General features: G+C 65.6%; 23 protein-coding genes and 3 tRNA genes. 14 read left to right on the top strand and 12 right to left on the bottom strand.

Annotated features, from left to right (window positions below):
- Positions 1–7: 7 nt before the first annotated feature.
- From M1248_RS27145 to M1248_RS27135, 3 genes are all read right to left on the bottom strand, one after another.
- A complete protein-coding gene (locus M1248_RS27145) occupies positions 8–232 on the bottom strand; it encodes a hypothetical protein (RefSeq protein WP_163735187.1) in 225 nt (74 codons plus the stop codon).
- A 2-nt stretch (positions 233–234) separates the two neighbouring features.
- On the bottom strand, positions 235–852 hold the full coding sequence (locus M1248_RS27140; protein ID WP_317150286.1) for an HD domain-containing protein: 618 nt from the start codon (positions 850–852) through the stop codon (positions 235–237).
- Positions 853–952: 100 nt separating this feature from the next.
- Complete coding sequence (locus M1248_RS27135) at positions 953–1,738, bottom strand: DUF3060 domain-containing protein (RefSeq protein WP_317150285.1); 786 nt, start codon at positions 1,736–1,738, stop codon at positions 953–955.
- Between the two features lie 92 nt (positions 1,739–1,830).
- On the opposite strand from M1248_RS27135, the gene M1248_RS27130 reads away from it, so the two are divergent.
- Positions 1,831–3,021, top strand: coding sequence for a glycoside hydrolase family 3 N-terminal domain-containing protein (locus tag M1248_RS27130; RefSeq protein WP_410506739.1), 1,191 nt, complete (start codon positions 1,831–1,833; stop codon positions 3,019–3,021).
- A gap of 55 nt (positions 3,022–3,076) precedes the next feature.
- Entirely contained in the window at positions 3,077–4,219 is a 1,143-nt protein-coding gene (locus M1248_RS27125) for an FAD/NAD(P)-binding oxidoreductase (RefSeq protein WP_317150283.1), read from the top strand.
- Here the strand turns inward: M1248_RS27125 and mddA are convergent.
- From mddA to M1248_RS27080, 9 genes are all read right to left on the bottom strand, one after another.
- Positions 4,170–4,973 carry a methanethiol S-methyltransferase gene (gene mddA / locus M1248_RS27120; RefSeq protein WP_317150282.1) on the bottom strand — a complete coding sequence of 268 codons (804 nt, stop codon included), beginning with the start codon at positions 4,971–4,973 and terminating at the stop codon, positions 4,170–4,172. The two genes, M1248_RS27125 and mddA, sit on opposite strands and share 50 nt — an antisense overlap.
- Positions 4,974–5,020: 47 nt before the next feature.
- Complete coding sequence (locus M1248_RS27115; protein ID WP_317150281.1) at positions 5,021–6,583, bottom strand: HD domain-containing phosphohydrolase; 1,563 nt, start codon at positions 6,581–6,583, stop codon at positions 5,021–5,023.
- A 31-nt stretch (positions 6,584–6,614) separates the two neighbouring features.
- Positions 6,615–7,352 (bottom strand): hypothetical protein, encoded by a 738-nt coding sequence (locus tag M1248_RS27110; RefSeq protein WP_317150280.1) that lies wholly within the window; start codon positions 7,350–7,352, stop codon positions 6,615–6,617.
- Between the two features lie 161 nt (positions 7,353–7,513).
- Entirely contained in the window at positions 7,514–8,104 is a 591-nt protein-coding gene (locus M1248_RS27105) for a TetR/AcrR family transcriptional regulator (protein ID WP_163735203.1), read from the bottom strand.
- A gap of 9 nt (positions 8,105–8,113) precedes the next feature.
- Positions 8,114–8,812, bottom strand: a complete 699-nt coding sequence (locus M1248_RS27100) for a crotonase/enoyl-CoA hydratase family protein (protein WP_317150279.1) — start codon at positions 8,810–8,812, stop codon at positions 8,114–8,116.
- A gap of 183 nt (positions 8,813–8,995) precedes the next feature.
- The gene (locus M1248_RS27095) at positions 8,996–9,997 is read right to left on the bottom strand and encodes a hypothetical protein (protein WP_410506738.1); all 1,002 of its coding nucleotides are present in this window, start codon (positions 9,995–9,997) and stop codon (positions 8,996–8,998) included.
- Positions 9,998–10,156: 159 nt separating this feature from the next.
- Complete coding sequence (locus M1248_RS27090) at positions 10,157–10,825, bottom strand: DUF4352 domain-containing protein (RefSeq protein ID WP_317150277.1); 669 nt, start codon at positions 10,823–10,825, stop codon at positions 10,157–10,159.
- A 105-nt stretch (positions 10,826–10,930) separates the two neighbouring features.
- Positions 10,931–11,641, bottom strand: coding sequence for an MBL fold metallo-hydrolase (locus M1248_RS27085; RefSeq protein ID WP_163735216.1), 711 nt, complete (start codon positions 11,639–11,641; stop codon positions 10,931–10,933).
- A 13-nt stretch (positions 11,642–11,654) separates the two neighbouring features.
- Positions 11,655–12,515, bottom strand: coding sequence for an NYN domain-containing protein (locus M1248_RS27080; RefSeq protein ID WP_317150276.1), 861 nt, complete (start codon positions 12,513–12,515; stop codon positions 11,655–11,657).
- 88 nt (positions 12,516–12,603) lie between these two features.
- On the opposite strand from M1248_RS27080, the gene M1248_RS27075 reads away from it, so the two are divergent.
- The 12 genes from M1248_RS27075 (at position 12,604) to M1248_RS27020 (ending at position 19,181) form a co-directional block, all read left to right on the top strand.
- Positions 12,604–12,676, top strand: a tRNA-Thr gene (locus M1248_RS27075).
- A gap of 36 nt (positions 12,677–12,712) precedes the next feature.
- Positions 12,713–12,786, top strand: a tRNA-Met gene (locus M1248_RS27070).
- Between the two features lie 35 nt (positions 12,787–12,821).
- Positions 12,822–12,989 (top strand): 50S ribosomal protein L33, encoded by a 168-nt coding sequence (gene rpmG, locus M1248_RS27065; protein ID WP_003929651.1) that lies wholly within the window; start codon positions 12,822–12,824, stop codon positions 12,987–12,989.
- A 54-nt stretch (positions 12,990–13,043) separates the two neighbouring features.
- Entirely contained in the window at positions 13,044–13,523 is a 480-nt protein-coding gene (gene hadA / locus M1248_RS27060) for a (3R)-hydroxyacyl-ACP dehydratase subunit HadA (RefSeq protein WP_163735222.1), read from the top strand.
- On the top strand, positions 13,510–13,938 hold the full coding sequence (gene hadB, locus M1248_RS27055; protein WP_163735226.1) for a (3R)-hydroxyacyl-ACP dehydratase subunit HadB: 429 nt from the start codon (positions 13,510–13,512) through the stop codon (positions 13,936–13,938). Before hadA ends, hadB begins: the two co-directional genes overlap by 14 nt.
- Positions 13,939–13,941: 3 nt before the next feature.
- Complete coding sequence (gene hadC / locus M1248_RS27050; protein ID WP_163735229.1) at positions 13,942–14,469, top strand: (3R)-hydroxyacyl-ACP dehydratase subunit HadC; 528 nt, start codon at positions 13,942–13,944, stop codon at positions 14,467–14,469.
- 152 nt (positions 14,470–14,621) lie between these two features.
- Positions 14,622–14,694, top strand: a tRNA-Trp gene (locus M1248_RS27045).
- A gap of 78 nt (positions 14,695–14,772) precedes the next feature.
- Positions 14,773–15,195 (top strand): preprotein translocase subunit SecE, encoded by a 423-nt coding sequence (secE, locus tag M1248_RS27040; RefSeq protein ID WP_317150275.1) that lies wholly within the window; start codon positions 14,773–14,775, stop codon positions 15,193–15,195.
- Positions 15,196–15,320: 125 nt separating this feature from the next.
- Positions 15,321–16,043 carry a transcription termination/antitermination protein NusG gene (nusG, locus tag M1248_RS27035; RefSeq protein ID WP_410506737.1) on the top strand — a complete coding sequence of 241 codons (723 nt, stop codon included), beginning with the start codon at positions 15,321–15,323 and terminating at the stop codon, positions 16,041–16,043.
- 33 nt (positions 16,044–16,076) lie between these two features.
- A complete protein-coding gene (gene rplK, locus M1248_RS27030) occupies positions 16,077–16,505 on the top strand; it encodes a 50S ribosomal protein L11 (protein ID WP_317150273.1) in 429 nt (142 codons plus the stop codon).
- A 65-nt stretch (positions 16,506–16,570) separates the two neighbouring features.
- The gene (rplA, locus tag M1248_RS27025) at positions 16,571–17,278 is read left to right on the top strand and encodes a 50S ribosomal protein L1 (RefSeq protein ID WP_163735240.1); all 708 of its coding nucleotides are present in this window, start codon (positions 16,571–16,573) and stop codon (positions 17,276–17,278) included.
- A 175-nt stretch (positions 17,279–17,453) separates the two neighbouring features.
- Positions 17,454–19,181: a PE-PPE domain-containing protein gene (locus tag M1248_RS27020; RefSeq protein ID WP_197905561.1), complete on the top strand. Its 1,728-nt coding sequence runs from the start codon at positions 17,454–17,456 to the stop codon at positions 19,179–19,181.
- Positions 19,182–19,285 lie beyond the last annotated feature (104 nt).

Raw genomic sequence — 19,285 nt, 5'->3', positions numbered from 1 at the left:
CAGCTACTTAGGTGCTGTTGCGCCCGATGATCAAGTCCTTGAGTTCGGCGATGTGTTCTTCGACCGTGCGGAAGCCGGCCCGAGTTTCCTGTCGGAGGTCGGCGAGCCCGGACTCGACTGCTGTCAGCCGTGTCTCAACCGAGGTCAATTGCTGCGAGTGCTCCCGCTGATTGGCGCCAAGGGCGTTGACGGCCGACAGCACCGCACGGTAATCAGCCTGCGAAGCCTCCATCGTCAGACCAGCACGATTCGGTCGCCGCCTTCGACCAGGCGCCTCAATTCGTCGACGACGCGCTCGAGCTCGCCGACCATCCAGCTGTCCAGGCCCCGGTTGCGGTACGCGTCGAGCAGCCCGCCGAAGTACCAGAGGTGATCGCGCGGGTCTTTCACGGTGAAGCGCTCCCACAGCGTGGGGCCGTGTTCGTGGTAATCCCGCAGCATCGACCGGGCGTTGTCGAGTTTGTCGGCGACCGACACCAGCAGCGTGTCCGTGCCCACCTGTGCGAGGTGATCGATGTAGGCCGTCTTGCGTTCACGCCACGGCGGTTTCGGCTCGACGTCCGTGTCGCTGCACTCTTTGACGATGGTGGCGACGCCCGCGCCGAAGTTCTTCCGGATCTCCTCCAGCGTCGGCTGGCCGCCGGCGTCCTCGACGCAGTCGTGGAGCAGCGCGGCGATGGCCTGATCTTCGGAGCCGTTGTCGTTGATCACCAGGCCCGCCACCGACAGCAGGTGTCCGAAGTAGGGGATGTTTCCGCCCTTGCGGACCTGGTTGTGATGTTTCAGCTCGGCGTACACGAGCGCCTTGGAGAACTGGCCAGTCAGCTTGGGTGTCGAGGTCTGTTCACTCACGTCGTCTCCTCTCCGACATCCCGACCATAGCCGTGGGTGATATGCCCGTGATGCCAAGCTCGGAGCGACAAAGTCGCTCACCTACGACGGCGACGCCCGCTCAGCCGCGGGTGACCTTGTTGGAATCGGTGGTGTTGATCTGCGGATCGCCCGAGAGATAGACGATTTCGTTGTCGAAGCCCGAGGCGCTGATCGCGTTGGCGCTGTCGACGGTGATCTTGTTTTCGACGCCGGATACGGAAACGGTGCCGCAGTTTCCGGTCAGCGTGATCGTGTTGTTGACGCCGCTGATGTTCACGTCGCCGCTCTGGCAGACGACCGTTTTCGTCTCGTCGATACCCGAGACACTCGCCGGGGCGCCGGGCGTCGCGGTCTGTTCGGTGTCGTCGCTCGGCAGGCCCGTGATGTCCGGGAAGCTCGGGAAGGTGATCGTCGGCGGGACGAACGTCCGCGTGGCGCCCGGGTTGTCGACCGATCCGCCGCCGCCCGCCACGCCCGACTCCTCGACCGTCGACGACATGAATGCCACCACCACGCCGATACCGGCGAGGATGACGAACACGAGCGCGATGAGTCCGATGACCACTCCGACGGGAATGCCGGCTTTCTTGGGGATCGGCGTGTAGTGCGTGCCGAACGGCGGCTGGTACGGATCGCCGTAGGGCTGCTGGCCATACGACGGCTGCCCGTACGGCTGCTGACCATAGGCCGGTGGGCTTCCGTAGGCCGGTGGCGGTGTGCCGTAGGCCGGCGGCGGCAACGGCGACGACGGGTTCACACCTTCGCCGTACTGGGGCTGGTCGCTACCCAGCTCCCGTGCCCCGTATGCGGCCGCCGACTGCTCAAGCTGCCGGATGCGTTCCTCGGGGTCGTCCGGGGAGGTCATGGGCAGATCCTGACATATCGGGATGACGTGCGGGCGGTGAAGCAACCACGCCGGGTAACTTCTTTCCCATGTCGCCGAGCCTCAAGGAACGTATGCAGGCATCGAGGTGGATCACGATCGCGTTCGCCGTGCTGGCGGTGGCGCTGCTCGGCGCCGCGGTGGTCCTCGTCATCAAGCCGCGTCTGTCGGGAACGTCGACAGCGCCGTCAACCGAGGCGTCGGCGCCCAGCTCGCCGGCGCCCACCTCGCCCGTCGCGCCGCCCTGCGGCGAGGCCGAAGGCCTGGTCAACTCCATGTCCACCCGCGACAAGCTGGCCCAGCTCCTGATGGTCGGCGTGACCGGCGCCGAGGACGCCCGCGCCGTCGCCGCCGACCACCGCATCGGCGGCATCATGATCGGAAGTTGGACCGACCTGTCGATGCTGCAGGACGGATCCCTGCCCGCCATCGCCGCGTCGACCGGCCCGCTGCCGCTGGCCGTCAGCGTCGACGAGGAAGGCGGCCGCGTGTCACGGCTGGCGACCATCATCGGCGAGCAGCCGTCGCCACGCATCCTGGCTGCCACCAGTACGCCCGACCAGGTGTACGCCATCGCCTTCGAGCGGGGCACCGCGATGAAACAGCTCGGCATCACAGTCGATTTCGCCCCGGTGGTCGACGTGACGGACGCCCCCGACGACACCGTCATCGGCGACCGTTCCTTCGGCTCCGACGCCGAAACCGTCACCGCGTACGCCGGTGCGTACGCGCGCGGACTGCGCGACGCCGGAGTGCTTCCGGTGCTCAAGCATTTCCCCGGGCACGGCCACGGCTCGGGCGATTCGCACACCGGGGGCGTGACCGTCCCGCCGATCGAGCAACTGCAGGTCGACGACCTGATCCCGTACCGGGCGCTGACGACGCAACATCCGGTGGCCGTGATGCTCGGTCACGTGCAGGTGCCGGGCCTGACGGGCACTGATCAGGCCAGCCTGTCCAAGCCGGCGTACGACCTGCTGCGATCCGGGGGTTACGGCGGCCCGCCCTTCACCGGGCTGGTGTACACCGACGACCTGTCCAGCATGGCTGCGATCAACGAGCAGTACGGTGTGCCGGAGGCGGTGCTGCGCGCGCTGCAGGCCGGTGCCGACGTCGCGCTGTGGATCACCACCGACGAGGTGCCCGCGGTATTGGATTCGCTTGAACAGGCGGTCAATTCGGGTCAGCTGAGCATGGACCGCGTCAACGAGGCGGCGACGCGGGTGGCTGCGTCGAAGAGTTCGACGCCGAACTGCGGGGGCTGATTCTCGTTTGCCGTGTCGCGAGAACGGCAACTCCGCAGTAATGATCGGCAAGCCGATGGCTCGTGGGGGAGTACCGCCACCGGGTTTCATCGCCATCGGGAGCGGTCCCGCGGGGGTGAGCGCGGCGGAGACGTTCCGCAGCAAGCACCCCGGCATTCCGGTGCGCATCCTGACCGTCGATCCTGCGCTTCCCTACGCCAAGCCGCCGCTGAGCAAGGGCTATCTGTGCGGCCGTGAGGACCGGCGCGAGTTGCACAGCGCCGGCTGGTTCGACCGCAACAACGTCGACCTCATTCGCGGGGTCACCGTCGACCACATCGACACCGACGGCCAGGAGGTGGTCACGGCGGGCGGGCAGCGTTACCCCTACTGGCATCTCGTCGTCGCGTCGGGCGCGACGCCGATCAAGCTGACGATCCCCGGCGCCGAGTCCGCACTCACGCTGCGGTCGTTCAGCGATGCGGTCGCGCTGAAGATGGCGGCCCGTTATGCCGACTCGGCAGTCGTCATCGGCGGTGGCCTGATCGGCTGTGAAGCCGCCGCGGCGCTGGCGACCGGGGGCGTGAAAACCGCGCTGGTGGCCCCGGAAACCGTTCCCCTGCAACGACGATTCGGTGTCGAGGTCGGCGAGCGTGTGGTGAAGATTCTCGCCGACAACGGGGTCGGGTTCGTCGGTGGTACCACAGTCGCCAAAATCGACGGCTCTGGCGTGGTGCTCGACGACGGCACGGCGATCCAGGCCGATCTCGTCGTCTCCGCCAATGGTGTGCGGCCGGACGTCCGGCTGGCCGAATCCGCCGGATTGGACACCCGAGACGGGCGCATCGTGGTCGACGAGCACATGCACGCGTCGGCGCGCAACGTCTACGCCGCGGGGGACGTCGCACTCGCCCACAATGTCACCGCCGGGCGCCGCATCCGCGCCGAGCACTGGCGCGATGCCGCGCAGGAGGGGCTGGTCGCCGGACTCACGGCCGCCGGCTTCTCCGCCGCCTGGGATCAAGTTCCCGGATTCTCGTCGACCATCGGCGATTCGGTGTTCAAGTACCGCGGCTGGGGCAGTTACGAAACGTGTCGACTCGTCGACCACCACGACGGGTTCACGGTCTGGTACGAGTCTGACAGCGAGGTCGTCGGGGTGTTGACGCTCAACGCCGACGAGGACCTCCGTCGCGCGGAAGAACTGCTGCGCGCGTAGCGATTACAGCCAATCCCTCAGTGCGTCGCTTACGTAGGCCCGGGATGAGCATGGGCACTCGCTGCCGGTACTCGGCGTAGCGTGCCCCCAGCGCCGCGGTGAGGTCATGCTCTTCGAATTGCAGGGCGAGCAGGATGTATCCCGTCATCACCGCCGCGAACAGCAGATGACCCGCAGACATCGTCGGGGCCGCCCAGAACGCGATGAGGAAGCCCAGCATCAACGGATGGCGCACCACCCGGTACAACAGCTTCACCCGGAAACCGGTCTCCGCGGGTGGCCGCGCCCGCCAGGCCGCGAACACCTGCTTCAGCCCGAACAGCTCGAAGTGGTTGATCATGAAGGTCGACGCCAGCACCATCGCCCAGCCCAGCCAGAACATCGTCCACACCGCGAGACGGGCGGGCTGCCACGTCACGTCCCAGACAACTGCGGGCAGCTCACGCCACTGCCAAAACATCAGGACGAGAACGAGACTCGCGATCAGCACGTAGGTGCTTCGTTCGATGGGCGCCGGCACGATGCGCGTCCACCATCGCTTGAACGCCGGACGGGCCATGACGCTGTGCTGCACCGCGAACAGCGTCACGAGGACGACGTCGATCGGCACCGCCCAGCCAGCCGCGGCGACGAGGGCGTTGTCGACACTGCGTGGCACGGCGATTCCGCCGACGAAGCCGATCAGGTACAGGAAGACGACGAGAAACAGGGTGTAGCAGAGTGTGCCGTAAACGACGGCGATGGTTCGTTTCATGGTTCGACTCTTCGCCACAGCGGTGCGCAGGGCGTGAGGCGTATGCCTCAACTTTCGGCGACCAGGCCGTGCTCGAGGGCATACATGCTGGCCCCGATCCGGTTCGAGACGCCGATCTTGGTGTACGTGCGTTCCACGTGATTGCGGACCGTCTTCTCGCTGAGGACGAGTTTGGCGGCGATCTCCCTATTGCTGACCCCTTGCGCGACGAGCCTCAGCACCTCGACCTCTCGCGCCGTGAGCCCGTGCGGGCGCGCTTTCGGCTTGGCCGGCACGTGACCGGAGGCGTACAGCACGGCGTCGGCGGCCACCGAGTCCAATTTCCCGTCGCGGACTCGTTCACGCAGCCGACGTGCCGCACCAGCGGGCCCGAGCGCCTCGCGGTAGGGCCGCGGTTCCAGTGCGCCCTGATAGCTCACCGCACACGCCAACAACCGGTCGGGCATCGTCAACTGCCGCGCGGCCAGCCCTCGCGGATACCCGGAGCCGTCGAGGCATTCGTGATGGTTGGTGGCCACGGTCGCGACGTCCTTCAGGCCCGGCACCCGCGACAGGATGCGCTCGGACAGATAAGGGTGCAGCCGCATCCGCTCGAACTCCGCCATGGTCAAATCGCTTGACTTGGAACAGATCTGATTCGACACGCCGATGCGGCCGATGTCGTGGACCCATGCGGCGCGACGGGTCAACGTCACGGCGTCCTCGTCCAATCCTGCGGCGACGGCGGCATCGGCCGCGAGCTGCGCGACCGCGCGTGAGTGCCCGAGGGTGAACGGGCATTTGAGGTCGACGAAGTCGCCGAGCGCCATCAGCAGCGAGTCCAGCGACGGCCCGTCGAGGCGGGTGCTGCGGTCGGGCGCATGCTGCAGCGCGGTGGCCCATACGTCGCCCGCCGACGGTACGGCGAGCACCCCCGACGGGTCGGCGACGAACGCGTCGACCACTGCGGGATCGAACTGCCCGCCGCGGCGGCTGCGTGCCATCGCGACCGCACCGTCGGTGCCGTATTCGCGTTGATGCACCTCGACCATGTCGGCGAGCTGCGCGACGCGCATTTCGATCGGAATGGCTTCGCCTGCAGCGCCGGTCGGCAGGCCGCCACCGTCGAATCGCTCGAAGGTGAACCGCAGCGCGGTCTGCACGTCGTCGGCCAGGCCGATCCGCTGGGCGAGCAGCGCCGCCGAGGTGCAATGCGAGTGGATGAGTTGCGAAATGTGGCCTCGCGCATTGGCGTACAGCGTCGCGGCGGTCTTCAATCGCGACAGCAGAGATTCACCACGGCCGATGTTGGTGAGCAGGAATCGTTGATACGGCAGGCCCGACCAGTCGACCAGATACGAGCCGCGGCGCACGGCGATGTCGTCGCCGAACCACCGCGCATACTCATGCGAGTCGGCGTGACAGCCGATCCACATGATCAGCGTCGCGTAGTAGATGCAATCGCGCTGGGCGGCAGTGAGTCCCAGGCGGTCGGCGATCCGCGTCGCGATCAGCGCCGACCGCAGCATGTGCTCGGCGGGCTGGCCCAGCCCGAGGTCGATGGCCACCGACAGCGCCGCCAGCACTTCCGCGCGGGTGGGAAGGGCTGGCGGCGACTGCCGAGGGGGCATGTGCCGATTCTGCGCCGTCGTCATCGCTTGGTCAGCTGGAAAGGTCAAGACGGTCGCCGTCGCGATGCCGGGCGACGTCGAACACCTCGAAACGGCCCTGCGCGACGACGCAGATGCCGCGCTGGGGCAGTTGGAAGTCGGCCAGGTTGCCCTGGACCGGGTGGGGTCCGACGGGTCCGAGGTCCTCGCCCTTGACGACGGCGCTGGAGTCGGCGACCGCCCACACCCGTCGCGGAGCGATGCGGAATTCCTGGCCGTTGGGCAGGTGGCCGGTGAGCTTGATGCGGCCGATGCCCAGCAGCGGACCGACGATCGGGCTCATCGCGGCGAGCACTCTGCGGCTGCGCGACATCGTCGCAGGCAGCTTCGAGCCGACGACGCTCATCAGCCGCGTCGCGGGTGTGGTCGTGATGTCGACGCGCCAATCCAGCACGCCGTCAATGGAAATCGCCAGCGACCACGGGGTGACCCAGCGCGACGTGATGTCGCAGACGACCGGGTCGACCGGGGTCGCCGAGCTGAAGTAGCGCGAGCAGCTCTGCGGGCCGGGTGTGGTCGCGTAGAACGTCCACACGCCGTCCGGGGTGCGGTGCCACACCGACAGGTAGGCGGGGGAGAAGGACGTCTCGGGGAAGTCGCGGAAGGCCAGATAGTGCCCGTTGGCGAAGGGCAGGCCCATGACGCCGAAGCCGACGACGCGTTCCTCGTCTCCTTCGGGCAGGGGCATGGTCTTGGACGCGGTCGCGGCCGCTTCAGGTGTTGTGGTCATGCCGTCATCATTTGATGACGGCGGGGGCAGCCACATGGGGCAATTGCCCCAAGTTCGGCCGCCGAGTGCTCACGCGCAAGCCGGCGAGCGGCCGTGTCTGTACGCCGACACGCCGATTACTGCGTGCATTTTGGGGCCCCTCGCGGCGGTTCACGGACCCGCTAGCCCCGGAAGCCCGCCAGCACCGCCCCGACGCCCAGCTTCCAGCGCCGCTCGACCGACGGCCCCGTCGGCCCCAGCCAGCGGCCCAGCTCCTGCACCGCCAAACCCTGCGCCAGCGCGAGCAATACGTGCGCGATGTCCGTGACGTCTCCCGACAGCAACCCGGCGTCGACGCACCGCTGGATCCGGCCGATGAACACCTCGCGCACCGACGCGCCCGCCGCCAGCTCGTCGGGCCCGGGTTCGAAGTCCATGAACGGTCGCGAGAACATCACCTGCGCCAGCCGCGGGTACGCCCGGCAGAAGAGCCGGAACACCGGCACCAGCCGTTCCAGGTCGGCCAGCGGGTCATCACTCACCGGGACCTTGGCCAGCTCGGCCCCGAGCAGCCGAAACCCCTCGAAGAACACCGCCCGCACCAGGCCGGCCTTGTCGACGAACAGCTCGTAGACCGCAGGGACCGACGTGCCGGCCCGTTCGGCGACCCGCCGCGTGGTGAAGCCGGTGAAACCGTCCTCGGCGAGTGTCGCGATCGCGACCTCGAGCAGATGCTCGCGAAGTTCCGGCGTACGTTGCTTGGCTCTCGGCATCTCAGCGGCCTAGCCGAGACTGAATTCCGTTGCCAATCCGTCGATTCCGGCCCGGATCGCCTGCAACGCCGATTCGCGCGCCTTCAGTTTGGTCGCGACGTGGGAGCCGGTGTGCAACTGCGCCGCCGCAACTGCGGCTTCCTGCGCCTTGGCGAGAACCTGGTCCTTCTCGACGATCTCGTCCAGCCAGCCCGCCGTGATCGTCTCGTCGCCGACGTAGATCGACGCCAGCGCCGCGCCGCGATGGAACGCCGCCGGCGTCAACCGCATCCGCATGATCTCGATCGCCGAGATCGGGATCGTCATGCCGATCGCCACCTCGATCGCCTGACACTTGGTCTTCGGCTGCCCGACGCGATGGTCGCCCGACAGCAGGAGGAACGAGCCCATCGCGATGGCCGAACCCGTCGCGGCCATGATCACCGGCGCGGGGAATGTCAGACACCGCACCGACAACTCGAAGCCGCCGGCGAGCATGTCATGCGCGGCCTTCGCGTCGCCGGACTGGAACACCGCGAGGTCGAACCCGCCGCTGAACACGCGATCGTTGCCCGCCAGTACCACGGCCTTCGCGGCGTCCTTCTCCGCGCGGTCGAGGGCCTCGTTGATCGCGGCCTGCATGTTCGGACCCAGGACGTTGACCTTGCCGTCGTCCATGGTGATCGTCGCGACTGAATCATTGAGTTCGTAGCCAACTGGGCTGGTCATCGCCTCTCCTTTGAGTGCGTCAAGAATTTGGATCGATGTTACGTAACGGTGTTACGAAAGCCAACCCCGAGTGGGGTAGTCGATTACGCACGACGCCCGACGGCCACCGTCGTAGGTTTGATTCAGCCCGGCAGCGATGGGGGCGGTGCCGGGCTCCTAAAACTTCCACTGCACTGGCCCGCGCTAGCCGAGATCGCGCCGGTGCCTCGGCCGTCCGTTGATCACCTGGGTGTGCGCTTCATCGTCGTCATAGTTCGCGTCGTCATAGTTCGTGGTGTCGTTGTGGACGACGTCCTGGGGTACCGGCCCATTGAACTGCGCTTCGCGTGGTGGCGTGATGAACGGCACCTCCTGCGGGCCGGTGCTGAACGGCACCTGACGCGGCGGCGGCGCGTCGAACGGGACGTCGCGCGGGGGCGCGGGGCGCGGCGGCTGCGGGGCCGGTTGTTCAGTGGGCGGTTTCACCTTGGCGGTCGTCAGGCGTTCGCGCATCTTGTCGGCCGCGGTGCGGACCCTGTTGATTTCGCTGCGCAGCACCTCTTCGCGACTCTCGCTGGCGGCGTAGTGGTAGTAGGTCAACAGGTTTCGCAGCAGCTCGAGCTTCTGCTTCTCCTGTCGCGCGAGATCATGCGTCGTCAGCAGCTCCAGGCGCTCGACGGGATGCAGTGTGGCCCAGTCCAATACGGCTGCGGACCGGAACTGACGGCCACTGCGCTTCGATCCCTTGGTCGTCGGCTGATCGGAGTAGATGACGGCACCGTCGAACCGCGACGCAATGGTTTCTCCGAGCTCGCGGCGGTCCAGCGCCGAATCCCACACGATGCGAAATTCCTGCGACGGCGCCAGATACGGGATCTCCGCGGGCAGATTGAGCGGGACGATGTCGACGTAGCGGTCCTCGTAGACGTTCTCGTACTTGCCGACGGTGGGAGGGTGGGCCCACTCGAATCGGATGCCGTACGCCGGTGTCTGACCGAAGTTCCTGACGACGAGTTCGACGAGGTGCCAGTCGTGGGCGGCGGGCTCCATGAACATCGCGACGTTCGGCTGCATGAGCTCTTCGGCGTGTGCTCGGGCCCGCTGGTATGCCCGCCACGCGTAGATCAGCGCCGCGACGAGCACCATGACGGCCACCCAGGCGGCCAGTGCAATCCACCCGTGGGCCGATACGTCGGTCACGCTCAGCGCCCGGAGGTCGGTTTCCACGTCCCGGTGTATATCACGGTCGGCGGGCCGCTACCGCATCAGAGAAATTTGCATCAACGTCATTTGCTGGAAAATCCCAGGAAGGTGGGTAAGCAGAGACGGGAGTGCTTATAGAGGCTTGCGGCTACCTTGCCACAGCTATGGCAACGGAACCTGGATGCCGGGCCCGCCCGGCTCGCCGTGCAGCTCGACGAATTCGGGCACAGAGCCCGGCGGCACGTCGAACGCGATGGAGACGACGGTCGTCGCCCCCGGATCGAGTGTTGCGGCCGTGCCCCCGAGGTAGGCCGTCGCCTCGTCGGCCAACGGATAGATGACGCCGCTGGCCTGGAGTTTCTGAAACGTGCCGACGAAGGACGCTGGCTCGGTGCCGACGTTCGCCACGGTCATGTGCACGACGATGAACACGCCGTCCGCGGTCTTCTCCAGCGGCGCGTCCGACATGACGACCTTCGGCCCGATCTCGACGCCGTCGACGGTGAACGACAGGGGACCGTCGGTGGCGCCCGCGGTCGGGCCGGGAATAGGTGGCGCGTTCGTCGTCGGCGCTGCGGCCGGCGTCTCGGATGGGTCGCTGCCCGGTGACGAAAGTGGTACGTCCGTATTGTCTTTGATCAGAAACCCGTAGATGGCTAGGCCGACGAGCACCACCAGCAGGGCCGCGCATGCGGCGCCGAATCGGAGGAGGAGGCTGCGGTTGTCGTCCGGCGGTGTCGTCGCAGGGTCCACGGTGGGCGGGTACGGGACGGCTTCGAGCCGCCGCGGCGTCTTCGGGGGGACGTCCGGTTCGCTCGGCGGGGTCGTCATCGCGTCGGCCCCCTCCCGCGCACCGTAGGCGCTGAGGCGGAGAATAACGCAGTTTCGGCGCTACCCGGCGAGTTTTGCTGACGCGAAACCCGACGTCAGACGGGGTTAACCACCCATCAACATGCGCCACTGGTCCAGGTTGCTAGCCCGGTATACATAGTTCGTGCGCTTGACCTCCGACAGCGCCGCGCTGGGCTCTTGCGAGTACCAATGGCCAGGAAAGACTGTCGGATCGCCAGAAAGCTGTGCCAGCGCCTGCAGGCTGCGGAACATCTCGTCGACGTCGCCGCCGGGGAAGTCGGTGCGCCCGCATCCCTCCAGGAACAGTGTGTCGCCCGCTACGAGTCGGCCGTCGAGCAGGAAGCACTGGCTGCCGGGGGTGTGGCCGGGAGTGTGCAGAAGCTCGATGTCGATGTCTCCGACCTTGACCACGTCGCCGTGCTGATGGTCCGTCAGCTCGCTGCGGGCGATGCCCGTGACACGTGAAACCCATTCAGCTTCAACACTATTGACGTGGACGGGTACGCTGACCCGCTCAAGCAGCTCGGCAAGGCCTTTCAGTTCGAAGCCCATCATCGAGCCGCCGACGTGGTCGGGGTGGTGGTGGCTGACCAGCACGCCGGACAGGTGCATGCCGTCGGTCTCGAGCGCGTCGACCAGATCACCGGCGGCATACGCCGGATCGACGACGACGCAGTCGCCGGTTTCGCGGTCGCCGATCAGATAGGCGAAGTTGCGCATCTGCTCGGCGATCATGTCGCCGGCGGCGAAATCCCTGCCGGACAGCAGCTGACGGAAGTACAGGCGGTCGGTCATGCCGTAAGACTATTCAGTCGTTGGAACGCAGCCGCACCATGCGGGTGGTGCTGCTTTCGTCCAGCTCGGCCACCTCGGCGCGTGAGCGCAGGAAATCGCTGAACGAGCGGAATCCCAGCGACTTCTCCGAGAACGACGGGTCCATCCGCTTCATCTGCGCCTTGACCGCGGAGTTGTGCAGCCACTCGGCGTCGTCCTTTTCGTGACCGATCCGCAGCGCCCGTTCGAGTAGAGCGGTCGCGGCGGCCTGCGGATCGGGTGCGTCTGGCTCGGTCTCACCTTCTGCCGCCTTCTTGCGCGGCTTCTTCTTGGGCGGCTCGGTCACCGGCACACCCGGCAGCGCGTCGTAGGTGACGAACTCATCGCAGGCTGCCGTCAGCGACTTGCTGATCGAACCGGTGATCCCGATGCCGACGACGTAGCGGCCCAGTCGCTTGCAGCGTTGGGCCAGCGGGATGTAGTCGGAGTCCCCGGCCACGATGACGACGTGGGTGAGGTCGGGCAGCCGGAACATGTCCTCGACCGCGTCGACCGCCAGCCGGATATCGGCGCCGTTCTTGGCGTAGGCGGCGGCGGGGAACAGCTGAACCAGGTCGACGGCGCGGCCGACGAGCTGGCCCTGGTATTCGGCGTTGACGTCGGCCGACCAGTCCGCGTAGGCGCGCGTCAACACCAGGGTGCCGAACGAGGACGCGAAGTCGATGATCGCGCTGACGTCGACGGTCGCCTCGGTGAGCCGGCCGGGTTTGGTGTGAAATCCGGCGGCCTTGTCCTTCTGGAACGAGTTGCGACCGTGAATCTGGTCGTATCGGGAGATGACGATGTTGTCGAAATCGAGATAGACGGCCACGCGCGGGGCGCCGGGTTCGGTCACTTGTCCGTCCTATCACCACCAGCGGTTTGGCGTGGCAAACGGGTTGAATGTACCCTCTTTAAGGCCCACGACGAGACTGTCAGGGCAGGCCCCCTTAGCTCAGTCGGTAGAGCGTTTCCATGGTAAGGAAAAGGTCAACGGTTCGATTCCGTTAGGGGGCTCGGTGGACGGACCGGTTCGCCGGACCGGACTATCGGGGCGGTGTAGCTCAGCTGGTTAGAGCGCACGACTCATAATCGTGAGGTCGGGGGATCGAGTCCCCCCACCGCTACAAGACGTTAAAACCGTAAGACAAAGGACAAAAAAGTGGCCTCCAGTACTGACGTACGGCCCAAGATCACCTTGGCGTGCGAGGTGTGCAAGCACCGTAACTACATCACGAAGAAGAACCGTCGCAACGATCCCGACCGGCTCGAGATCAAGAAGTTCTGCCCGAACTGCGGCAAGCACCAGGCGCACAAGGAATCGCGCTAAGGCGCTCCAATCCGTGGGCGATTGCCCGCGGTTGACGGATAGGTTCACCTCCACGTGGCGCTGTCAGAGCAGATCGTCGGGATGCACTACCGCTATCCCGACCACTACGTCGTCGGGCGAGAGAAGCTGCGCGAGTACGCCGTCGCAGTGAAGAACGACCATCCCGCGCACCACGATGAAGACGTCGCCGCGCAGCTCGGCCACTCCGCGATTCCGGCGCCGTTGACGTTCATCTCGGTGTTCGGCTACATGGCGCAGTCGGCGTTCTTCGAAAGCGCCAATATCGGCATCACCGACATGAAGATCGTGCAGGTCGACCAGACGTTGAAGTTCCGCAAGCCGATTCATGCCGGCGACACGCTCTTTTGCGACGTCTACGTGGACTCTGTCCGGCAGGCGCACGGCACCGACATCATCGTGACCAAGAACGTCGTCACCGACGACGAAGGCGAAATCGTCCAGGAGTCGTACACGACCCTGGCGGGGCGAACCGGGGAAGAAGGAGAAGAGGGTTTCAGCGATGGCATTGCGTGAGTTCGATTCGGTGAAGGTGGGCGACCAGCTTCCCGAAAAGACGATCCCCCTGACCCGGGGCGACCTGGTGAATTACGCCGGGGTGTCCGGCGATCTGAACCCCATCCACTGGGACGACGAGATCGCCAAGCAGGTCGGTCTGGACACCGCGATCGCCCACGGCATGCTCACCATGGGATTGGGCGGCGGATACGTCACCTCCTGGGTTGGCGACCCCGCGGCGGTCACCGAATACAACGTGCGTTTCACTGCGGTGGTGCCGGTTCCCAACGACGGCGTCGGCGCTGAAATCGTGTTCAATGGAAGAGTGAAATCTGTTGAGCCCGAAACGAAGTCGGTAACAATTGCGTTAACTGCCACCGCTGGCGGCAAGAAGATCTTCGGTCGCGCCGTCGCCACCGCGAAGCTGGCATGACCGATGGCGCTTAAGACAGACATCCGGGGGATGGTCTGGAAGTACCCCGACACTTTTGTGGTGGGCCGCGAGCAGGTCCGCCAGTACGCCAAAGCCGTGAAGTCGGCCGCACCGGCCACCGTCGACGAAACCGCGGCCGCGGAGCTCGGGCATGACGCCCTCATCGCGCCGCTCACCTTCGCGTCGATCTTCGCCGTGATGATCCAGAACCACTTCTTCCAGCACGTGGATGTCGGCCTGGAGACCATGCAGATCGTCCAGGTCGACCAGAAGTTCCACTTCCACCGGCCGATCAAGGTCGGTGACGCGCTGACCGGGACCATGTACATCGAGACGGTCGACGAACGGTTCGGTGCCGACATCGTCACCACTCGCAACGTCTGCACCGATCCCGACGGCACCGTGGTGATGGAGGCCTACACCACGTTGATGGGCCATGAGGGCGACAACTCGATCTCGGCGAAATGGGACCCCGAAACCGGCCAAGTTGTGCGCACCGCCGTCAGCGCGAACGGTCACGTCGCGGATTAGTAACTGACGTGGGTGGCGCGCTACACTCGCTACTCGGGGTTTCCCCAGTCCAGCGCGCTGTCCGTCGGTTTCAGATCGACCGAACGGGGAGCGCGCGGTTTGTGTGAGCCCCGGAAACCGGCGATATCGCAGCGCCAGCGGTGTCAAGGTAAAGGGGCGTAGCTCAACTGGCAGAGCAGCGGTCTCCAAAACCGCAGGTTGCAGGTTCAAGTCCTGTCGCCCCTGCTCAACTGAATACTCGACACGGCGTGGACACTGGAAGGTGTCCACACAACTAGACGACCAGAACAAGGAAGGCATGCGGTGAGCGACGAGCGTGATCGTGACGGCTCCGCAGGGTCCGACGACACCGGCGGTAGCGGCGCGGTCGTAACCCGGCCTACTCGGCCCAGCGGCAAGCGGTCGCGCCGCGTAGCCAGCGGCGAGAACGTCAGCAGCGCCGTCGACCTGGAGACCGGCACCGAGGCGTCGCCGACCAAGAACGGCTCGGGCACGGCGAAGAAGACGGCCAGGAAGCGCGGCGACGGCTCCTCGAGCAACCCGTTCGCCTATGTCTGGAACTACCTGAAGCAGGTCGTCGCCGAGCTGCGCAAGGTCATCTGGCCGAACCGCAAGCAGATGGTCAGCTACACCATCGTGGTGCTGGTCTTCCTGGCGTTCATGGTGGCGCTGATCGGCGGAGTCGATCTGGGCGTCGGCAAGGTCGTCATGTGGGTGTTCGGCTGACGTGGAAGTACTGAGAGGACTGACAAGTGACTAGCTTCGAGGGCGATACGCCTTCGGCCGTGTCCGACGCGATCGCAGAAGCAGCGGACCCGGCAACCGTGATTGCAGATGAGGCGGCTGAGCGTCTGGAGGACAGCACCGCCGCCGAGGCTGTCGAAGACGCGGCACCAGTTGAGGTTGCCGAGCCTGAGGCCGCCCCCGAGGCGGCTCCGGAAGAAGACGAGGACGAGGACCCGGCGGTCGCGCTGAAGAAGGATCTGCGTCTGCGGCCCGGTGACTGGTACGTGATCCACAGCTACGCCGGCTACGAGAACAAGGTGAAGGCCAACCTCGAGACCCGCGTGCAGAACCTCGACGTCGGCGACTACATCTTCCAGGTCGAGGTGCCCACCGAAGAGGTCACCGAGATCAAGAACGGCCAGCGCAAGCAGGTCAACCGCAAGGTGCTGCCCGGCTACATCCTGGTCCGCATGGAACTCAACGACGAGTCGTGGGGCGCGGTGCGCAACACGCCCGGCGTGACCGGCTTCGTCGGCGCGACGTCGCGTCCGTCGCCGTTGTCATTGGACGACGTCGTCAAGTTCCTGTTGCCGCCGGCGTCGGCGAAGAAGCCGGCCAAGAGCACGGCCGGGGCGGCCGCGTCCACCGAGGCCTCGTTGGAGCGTCCGGAGATCCTCGTCGACTTCGAGGTCGGCGAGTCGGTCACCGTCATGGACGGCCCGTTCGCGACGCTGCCCGCATCGATCAGTGAGGTCAACGCCGAGCAGCAGAAGCTCAAGGTGCTGGTGTCGATCTTCGGTCGCGAAACTCCTGTCGAACTGACCTTTACTCAGGTCGCCAAGATCTAAAGACAAGTAAGAAAGAAAAGGAACCGAATACTCATGGCCCCGAAGAAGAAGGTCGTCGGGCTGATCAAGCTGCAGATCCAGGCCGGGCAGGCCAACCCCGCCCCGCCAGTGGGTCCGGCGCTCGGCCAGCACGGCGTCAACATCATGGAGTTCTGCAAGGCGTACAACGCCGCGACCGAGAACCAGCGCGGCAACGTCATCCCCGTGGAGATCACCGTCTACGAGGACCGCAGCTTCACGTTCGCGCTGAAGACCCCGCCCGCCGCCAAGCTGCTGCTGAAGGCCGCAGGCGTGCAGAAGGGTTCGGGCACCCCGCACACCACCAAGGTCGCCAAGGTGACCTGGGATCAGGTGCGCGAGATCGCCGAGACCAAGAAGGAAGACCTGAACGCCAACGACATCGACGCGGCGTCCAAGATCATCGCCGGCACCGCCCGGTCGATGGGGATCACCGTCGTTTAGACCGGATCCCGTGGGAGAGCCAGCTTCGGCTCGACTAACCACACCTCATCAATTAGGAGACAGCAATGAGCAAGAACAGCAAGGCATATCGCGAAGCGGCCGAGAAGATCGACAAGGACAACCTGTACTCCCCGCTGGAGGCCGTGCGCCTCGCCAAGGAGACGTCGTCGAAGAAGCAGGACGCAACCGTCGAGGTGGCGATCCGGCTGGGTGTCGACCCGCGCAAGGCCGACCAGATGGTGCGCGGCACCGTCAACCTGCCCAACGGCACCGGTAAGACCGCGCGTGTCGTGGTGTTCGCCGTGGGCGACAAAGCCGAGGCGGCGCTGGCCGCAGGCGCCGACGAGGTGGGCAGCGACGACCTGATCGAGAAGATCCAGGGCGGCTTCCTGGACTTCGACGCCGCGATCGCGACGCCGGACCAGATGGCCAAGGTCGGCAAGATCGCCCGCGTGCTGGGTCCGCGCGGCCTGATGCCGAACCCCAAGACCGGCACCGTGACTCCCGATGTCGCCAAGGCGGTTTCGGATATCAAGGGCGGCAAGATCAATTTCCGTGTCGACAAGCAGGCCAACCTGCACTTCGTGATCGGCAAGGCATCGTTCGACGAGACGAAGCTGGCCGAGAACTACGGCGCCGCGCTCGACGAGGTGCTGCGCGCCAAGCCGTCGTCGTCGAAGGGTCGTTACCTGAAGAAGGTCGTTGTGTCCACGACGACCGGTCCCGGCATCCCTGTGGACCCGGCGGTCACGCGCAACTTCACCGAGGCTTAAGTCTTCGGCCGGCTACCGGCCGTCTGCCATAACGCGGCCGTCTCCGTGGCGGCGTCGAGCCGAGTAACGGGGTCGGTGACGCATTGCTCGGGCATGTAGATGTTTGCCAGAAGAAATCTTCGCGAAGTTTGCTGTTTCGCGGTGGCTAGTCGCCTGATTATGTGATTGTTGACAGATGCGCAAGTCCATCAGGCTTCTCCTCATTTCTTTGCTGGGCCTACTGAGCGCAGCATTGTTCACCGCCTTGACGGCCCTGGTGGCGGCCGTCAGTCTGGCCGCGACGGCGCTGATCGTGCCGGGGACTGGGACGCCCAAGGCGAACGAGGTCACCAACTACATGGAGAACTTCCGGGACTACTACATGCAGACGCCATGTGAGCCCAACGGTTGCGCAGACGACCAGTTGTACGGCATCGACTACGACGCGTCGTTCTGGCCGATACCTTTGCCCGGCTGGTGCGATCCCGGCCGTTGCGAGAAGTTCGACGTGTCGGTTGCGGGAGGCGTGCAAGGACTGCGCAACACACTGGGGACCATTTCGACACTCGACCCCGACTTCGACGGGAGCGTCGTGATCGCCGGCTATTCGCAGGGCGGCCGCGTCGTCAGCATCGCGAAGGCCAAGATCGCCAACGGCGAATGGAATGACGTGCTTGACGACATCGATTCCATAAAGTTCGTGTTCATCGGAAACCCGAACCGTCCGAACGGCGGCATCCTGTCGCGATTCGGCATCCTCGGGACCATCCCGATCTTGGACGTGACGACCGGCCAGCCCACGCCGACGGACACCGAATTCGAAACCGAAGACTGGGCCATCCGTTGGGAGGGCATCGCGGACTTCCCGCAGTATCTGTTGAATCCGCTGGCGGTGGTCAACTCGCTCCTCGGCTTCTACTACGACCACGGCACCTACTTGGCGATCAACGGCGACAGCGATCCCGGTGAATTGCCCGCCGGATACTCCATTGCCGAATGGCGTGAGCTCACCACGAACCCTGAGCTCTATCCCCAGAATGTCCAGATCCAGAAGGTGCCCGGCAGCGACACGACCTACTACACCATTACGCCGAAGGTGTTGCCGCTCGTCCGTCCGCTGCACTCCATCCCGCTCATCGGCAAGCCGATCGCGGACCTCTTCGAGCCCGCCCTGCGCGTGATCATCGAGGAGACCGGCTACAACCGCAACATACCCTACGGTCAAGCCACGCCCATTGGGCTGTTCCCGCTCTTCAATCCGTTCACGCTCATCGTCAAGCTGATCCCGGCAATCTTCCAGGGCATCAACAACTTCCTCGCGAACTTCGGCTTGGCGACGGAGATCCCGCTGACCCCGCCGATACCGGTTCCCGAGGAGGACGAGGAGCAAGACGAAAATCTTGAGCAGCTCTCGTTGCTCAGTAACTTCGACGATATGTCCCGGGCAAAATCGAGACTGTCGCTGTTGCAGGACGACGGCGGCCTCGAGCAGCAGCTCGACGGCGACGAGAAGGCGGTTCCTATCGGTCTCGACACCGAAGAAGCGGTCACGCCGCCGGAGATCGTCGAGACGCCCAACGCCGATGACACGGTCGGACTTGAAGGGGCCGGGCTCCAGCAGGCCCCCGCGGGCAATGTGGATGGACTGCTCGAAGAAGGCAACAACTCCAACCAGGGCGACCCCAACCAGGGCACCCAAATAGTCGTCAAGGATCCGGAAGAGGACCAGGACCTGGATGACAACAGGGTCGACGCGAACGGCGGCAGCGTGTCGTTGAACTTCTCACCGAACAAGCCCGAGGGCGCGCCGGCCGGTGGCGAGAACGCCGATCCGCTCGCCCCCGTCGACCCCGTCAAGCCCGAGGACGTCGACGGCGCGGAAGGCGCAGAGCCTGCGGAGGGCGCAGAGGCGGCCGCTGCCTGACTAATGGGAGTCGATCGGCGTGGCGTTGAGGGGTTTGAGTTGTTGAGCACGGGACGCTGATCGTCGAGCCGCTGACCGGTGAGCACTATGTCTGACGGGGATGA

It is taken from the genome of Mycobacterium sp. 29Ha (assembly GCF_032883055.1).
Taxonomy (GTDB): domain Bacteria; phylum Actinomycetota; class Actinomycetes; order Mycobacteriales; family Mycobacteriaceae; genus Mycobacterium; species Mycobacterium gallinarum.
Note: the sequence above shows the minus strand (reverse complement) of the source record. Positions and strands in the feature narration are given on the sequence as shown.